The organism is Streptomyces sp. RP5T (assembly GCF_003933965.1).
Classification (GTDB): domain Bacteria; phylum Actinomycetota; class Actinomycetes; order Streptomycetales; family Streptomycetaceae; genus Streptomyces.
The window spans coordinates 1-5,251 of record NZ_RSAJ01000573.1; the positions used below are offsets into that span (position 1 = coordinate 1).

At 72.7% G+C, this 5,251-nt stretch carries 4 protein-coding genes; all 4 read right to left on the reverse strand.

Annotated features, from left to right (window positions below; translation table 11 throughout):
• Positions 1-123: 123 nt before the first annotated feature.
• A complete protein-coding gene (locus EHS43_RS36580; protein WP_125194906.1) occupies positions 124-687 on the reverse strand; it encodes a flavin reductase family protein in 564 nt (187 codons plus the stop codon).
• A 78-nt stretch (positions 688-765) separates the two neighbouring features.
• Complete coding sequence (locus tag EHS43_RS36585; protein ID WP_125194904.1) at positions 766-1,551, reverse strand: enoyl-CoA hydratase/isomerase family protein; 786 nt, start codon at positions 1,549-1,551, stop codon at positions 766-768.
• Entirely contained in the window at positions 1,542-3,767 is a 2,226-nt protein-coding gene (locus EHS43_RS36590; RefSeq protein ID WP_125194905.1) for an acetate--CoA ligase family protein, read from the reverse strand. The genes EHS43_RS36585 and EHS43_RS36590 overlap by 10 nt, the downstream gene beginning before the upstream one ends.
• Positions 3,768-3,872: 105 nt before the next feature.
• Positions 3,873-5,251, reverse strand: a 1,379-nt coding sequence (locus tag EHS43_RS36595; protein ID WP_260470885.1) for an FAD-dependent oxidoreductase, incomplete at its 5' end; no start/stop codon positions are given.

Sequence of the window (5,251 nt, forward strand, 5' to 3'; positions counted from 1 at the left end):
CCGGCCCGAGCCTCTACCAGACCCTCGACGCCCTCCAAGGCCTGCTGAGGTGCTGGACCGGCACCTGCAGCACCTGCGGCCGCCCTCTCACCGCAAGCAGAACCAGAACCTAACGAAGCACTACTAGAGGAACCGCCCCCGGTGGAACAGCAGGGGCGCGTCGCCCCCGCCGGTTCCCAGGGCGTCCACCCGGCCCACCACCATGAGGTGGTCCCCGCCGGTGTGGACCGCGTGGATCGTGCAGTCGATCCACGCCAGCGTGCCCGCGAGGCGCGGTGAGCCGGAGGCCGGGGCCGGGTCGTGGGCGACGCCCGCGAACTTGTCCGCGCCGCTCACCGCGAACGCCCGGCACAGCCGGTCCTGGTCCGCGCTCAGGACGTTCACGCAGAAGACGCCCGCCCGGGCGATGCGCGGCCAGGTGGTCGACGCCCGGCCCACCATGAAGGCGACGAGCGAGGGGTCGAGGGAGAGCGAGGAGAAGGACTGGCAGGCGAAACCGGCGGGTGGCGTGCCGGGGGCCGTGATCACCGTGACCCCGGTCGCGAACTCGCCCAGCACGCGCCGGAACTCCGCCGGGCCGACCGGCGCCCGCTCGTCCTCGCCGACGCACCGCAGCTCCGGGCGGGGCAGCGCCTCGACGGAGAGGGCCTTCCCGGACCTGAGATAGCGGAGGGCCGCTTCCGCCATTCCTGCTTGTCCCATCACACCGTCCATTGAACCTGACGGTTCGTCAGATGAGAAGGTCCAGGACAGCGGGACCAGCCCTCAACGGCCCCGGAACTCCGGGCTCCTGCGCTCCACGAAGCTCGCCACGCCCTCCTGCGCGTCCGCCGTCGCCATGTTGAGCTCCTGCGCGGCGGCCTCCGCGGCGAAGGCGGTGGCGCGGTCGGTGTCCAGGGAGGCGTTGACGAGCTGCTTGGTCAGGGCGAGGGTGCGGGTCGGGCCGGCGGCCAGGCGGGTCGCCCACTCGCGGGCCGTCTTGTCCAGCTCGGCGTCCGGAACGACCCGGTTGACCAGCCCCAGGCGCTCGGCGTCGGCCGCGCCGAGCGCGTCGCCGAAGAACATCAGCTCCTTGGCGCGCCGGGGGCCGAGCAGGCGGGTCAGGAGATAGGCGCCGCCACCGTCCGGGACCAGGCCGCGGCGGACGAACACCTCGATGAAGCGGGCGGACTCGGCGGCCAGCACCAGGTCGCAGGCGAGGGCGAGATGCGCGCCGATACCGGCCGCGGTGCCGTTCACCGCCGCGACGACCGGCTTCTCGCAGTCGAGGACGGCCGCGATCAGCCGCTGGGCGCCGAGACGGATCGTACGGGTGACGTCACCGGGGGCCGTGGCCGCGGGCGCGCCCCGCAGGTCCGCGCCCGCGCAGAATCCGCGTCCCGCGCCGGTGAGGACCACCGCCCGGACGTCCGGATCGGCCGACGCGCTCTCCACCAGCTCGATGACGCGGTCCCGCCCGCCGGGCGTGAGGGCGTTGAGGACCTCGGGCCTGTTGAGGGTGAGGTGTGCGACCTGGCCCTCGACGGTGTGGATCACCTCGTTCACCGGCACACCACCAACGCGTCCAGCGCCACCGCCCCCTGCCCCCGGGGCAGCACCATCAGCGGGTTGATGTCCAGCTCCGCGACCTCGTCCCCGAGCTCCACCACCATGCGCTGCACCCGCAGCACGACCTCCACGAGCGCGTCGAGATCCGCGGGCGGCCGCCCCCTGACCCCGTCCAGGAGCGCCCGCCCGCGCAGGTCCTCCAGCATGTCGCGGGCCTGCTCCTCACCGAAGGGCGGCACGCGTACGGCGGTGTCCCGCAGCACCTCGACCAGGACCCCGCCGAGCCCGACCGTCACCGTCGGGCCGAACAGCTCGTCGTGCGCGGCGCCCACGACCATCTCCACGCCCCGCTCGACCATCTGGCAGACCAGGACGCCGTCCAGGGGCACGCCCTCGTAGCGGGCGATGTCGGTCAACTCGCGGTAGGCATCGCGGACTTGGCTCGCGGAGGTCAGGCCGATCTTCACCAGGCCGAGCTCCGTCTTGTGGGCGATCCGGGCGCCGGACGCCTTCATCACGACCGGGTAGCCCACCAGGCCGGCCGCCCGGACGGCCGCCGCCGCGCTGGTCACCAACTGCTCGCGCGGCACCCGGATCCCGTAGGCCCGCAGCAGTTGCTTCGCCGCGTGCTCGCTCAGCTGCTGGCCCGGACGCATCAGGGCCTGCGCCTTGCGGAAGGACGGCGAGGGGGTGCGGGGCGCCTCGTCGAAGGGGGAGCGGTAGCCGGTGACGAAACGGTGGTGGTCGAGCCAGGCGCGCACGGCGGTGATGCAGTTGCCGACCGTGCGGAAGGTGGCCACCCGGGAGGAGCCGAGCAGGACCTCGCGGTAGGCCGGTTCGGTGCCGACGGGCGATCCCCACACCACGCACACCAGCTTGTCGGTCTCCTCGGCCGCCTCCACCAGGTCCCGCACCAGCCGGTCGCTCAGCGGCGGGAACGGCCCGGTCACCGGGCAGATCAGCACCCCTACCGAGGGGTCGGCGAGGATCGCGTCGATGATCTTCCGGCCGCGCCAGTCGCCGACCGGGTGCCCGCCGTTGTCAACCGGGTTGGCCACGCTCAGGAACTGCGGTATCCACTGGTGCAGTTCGGCCTGCTTGGCCTCGGAGAGGGCGGGCAGCCTCAGGCCCGCCTCCGACGCCAGGTCGGCGAAGTGCGCGCCGGTGCCACCCGAGATCGAGTACACCACCACCCCCTCGGCGCGCGGCGGCCTCGCGCGGGCCAACAGGGCCGCGGTGTCCTGGAGTTCGTCGAGGCCGTCGACCCGGATCACGCCGTACTGCCGCATCGCCGCGTCCACCACGGTGTCCGCGCCGGTGAGCTTGCCGGTGTGGGAGGCGGCCGTACGGGCGCCGGTCTCGGTGCGGCCGACCTTGACCGCGACGACGGGTACCTTGCGGCGGGCGGCGCGGTCGGCGGCGAGCAGGAAGGAGCGGCCGTCCTTGAGGCCCTCCAGGTAGCAGGCGATGGCGCCGACCTCGGGGCGCTCGGCGAAGTAGGACAGGAAGTCCGCGGTCTCCAGGTCGGCCTCGTTGCCGGTGGGCGCCCAGTGGGTGAGGCGGATGCCGAGTTCCTGGAGGGCGTAGACCGGGCGGCCCTGGTGCCCGGACTGGGTGATCAGGGCGATGCCGGGTCCGTCGAGGTCCTCACGGAAGGAGGAGAAGGCGTTCAGGTTGGTGTTGGGGCCCAGCAGCCGCATCCCGGACTCCGCCACCGCGGCCGCGAGGCGCTCCTGTGCCGCGGCCCCCTCCTCGCCGGTCTCCGCGAAGCCCGAGGCGAAGACGACCGCGAACTTCACCTTCGCCTCGGCGAGTTGCTCGATCACCGGCAGCGGGTCGGCGACCAGCAGGACGGCGAGATCGACCTGCTCGGGCAGCTCGGCCACGGAGGTCACGCAGGGGATGCCGAAGACGGACGGGCGGGTCGGGTGCACCGGATGCAGCCGCGCCCCCACCCGGTCCGCCCAGTCGACCAGCTGCCGGGTGACACCGGTGTTGGGGCGGCCCTCGGCGTCCGAGGCGCCGATGACGGCGACCGACTCCGGCCGGAAGAAACGGTCCAGATCGGGGACGTCGGCGTACAACGGCCGGCCGCCGACGTCGAGATCGTCGACCTCGGCCGGCCGGCCGTGGACGGCGGGCCCGGGTTGCTCGCCGCACGCGATGACCCGGGCCCGGCGGGAGTCGGTGGTGAGGGTGCCGTGGGTTGATCCAAGCATCGGTCCGCCCGCTCCTGTGTGACAGCGTGAACAACTGACGCAGTGTCAGATTACAGAACTGACGCTGTGTCAGGAACGGGCGTGCACGCAAAGTTGACGTGCGGACTACAGCACCGCGAGTACTTCCCTGGCCACCCGCTCGCCGGAGCGGACGGCTCCGTCCATGAAGCCCATCCAGTGCACCGACGTCTCCGTCCCGGCCCAGTGGATACCGCCGACCGGGGCGCGCAGGGCGGGACCGTACTGGGTCAGCACGCCGGGCCCGCCGATGGAGACCGGGCCGCCGCGGGTGTAGGCCTCGTTGTTCCAGCGTTGCAGGACGAAGGAGGTGGGGGAGGCCGCTTTCGAGCCGAAGTAGGTCACGTAGTCCTTCAGGACGGCCGCCTTGACCTCCGCCTCGCTCGCCGCGTCGTACCTGCGGGCCTCGTCGGCCTCGATGAAGCCCATCAGGGCGCCGTACGAGGCGTCGGGCGGCGAGTTGTCGAAGGTCGAGCTGACCACGCCGGTGTCGGAGACGACCTGGCCGTTGAGGCCGTCGGCCCGCCAGAAGGGCGTGTCGTAGATCGCGATCGCCTTGCCGACCGAGGCCATCGGCAGGCGCTGGGTGAGCTGGTCGCGGGCGGCGGGCAGCAGCGGGTCGTAGGTGATGCGGGCCGCGAGCGGCGGGGGTACGGCGACCACGACCCGCTTGGCGGTGACGGTGACGCCGTCGGCCGTGACGACGTACTTCGAGCCGGACCTGGCGATCGTGCGCACCGGGGCGTTGAGCACCACCCGGTCGCCGAGGGTGGCGGCGAGCTTGACCGGCACCAGCTGGGAGCCGCCGACGAAGCGCAGCTCCTGGGCGCCGCCCGCGGTCTCGGTGAGGCGTTCCAGGGTGCCGGGGGTGGTCTCGTTGCCTGCGGCGGCGATGTAGAAGAGGACGAACAGCAGGGACAGTTCGCGGGGTTCGGCCGAGAAGATCGACGTGCAGGCCACGTCCAGGAGGAACTTGGCCGAGGGGATCACGGCGTTGGCGCGCAGCCAGCTCTCGAAGGTCTGCCGGTCCCACTCCTCGGCCTTGGCCGCGGTCCAGGGGGCGTCGACCGGGACCTGCTTGGCCATGTCGTCGAGGGAGGCCTGCACGATCGCCGCGTTGGCGAGGCCCGCCGCGTCGATGGGCGGGACCGAACCGAGGAGGCCGTCGGTGGCGTAGGCGGTTTTCTTGCCGTCCTTGTAGAGCAGGTTGTTGCCGGTGTTGTAGGTGGCGAAGGTCTGCACCCCGAGCGAGTCGGCGAGCGCCTTGATGCGGTCCTGGGTGGGTCCGATGAACTCGCCGCCGCCCTCGGTGACACCGCCGTTCGCCAGCTTCAGGTTGACGACCCGGCCGCCGACGCGGTCACGGGCCTCCAGGACGGCGACGGTCCTTCCGCCCGCGACCAGGTCACGGGCCGCGGTGAGCCCGGCGAGACCGCCGCCTACGATCGCGACGTCCACGTCACGGG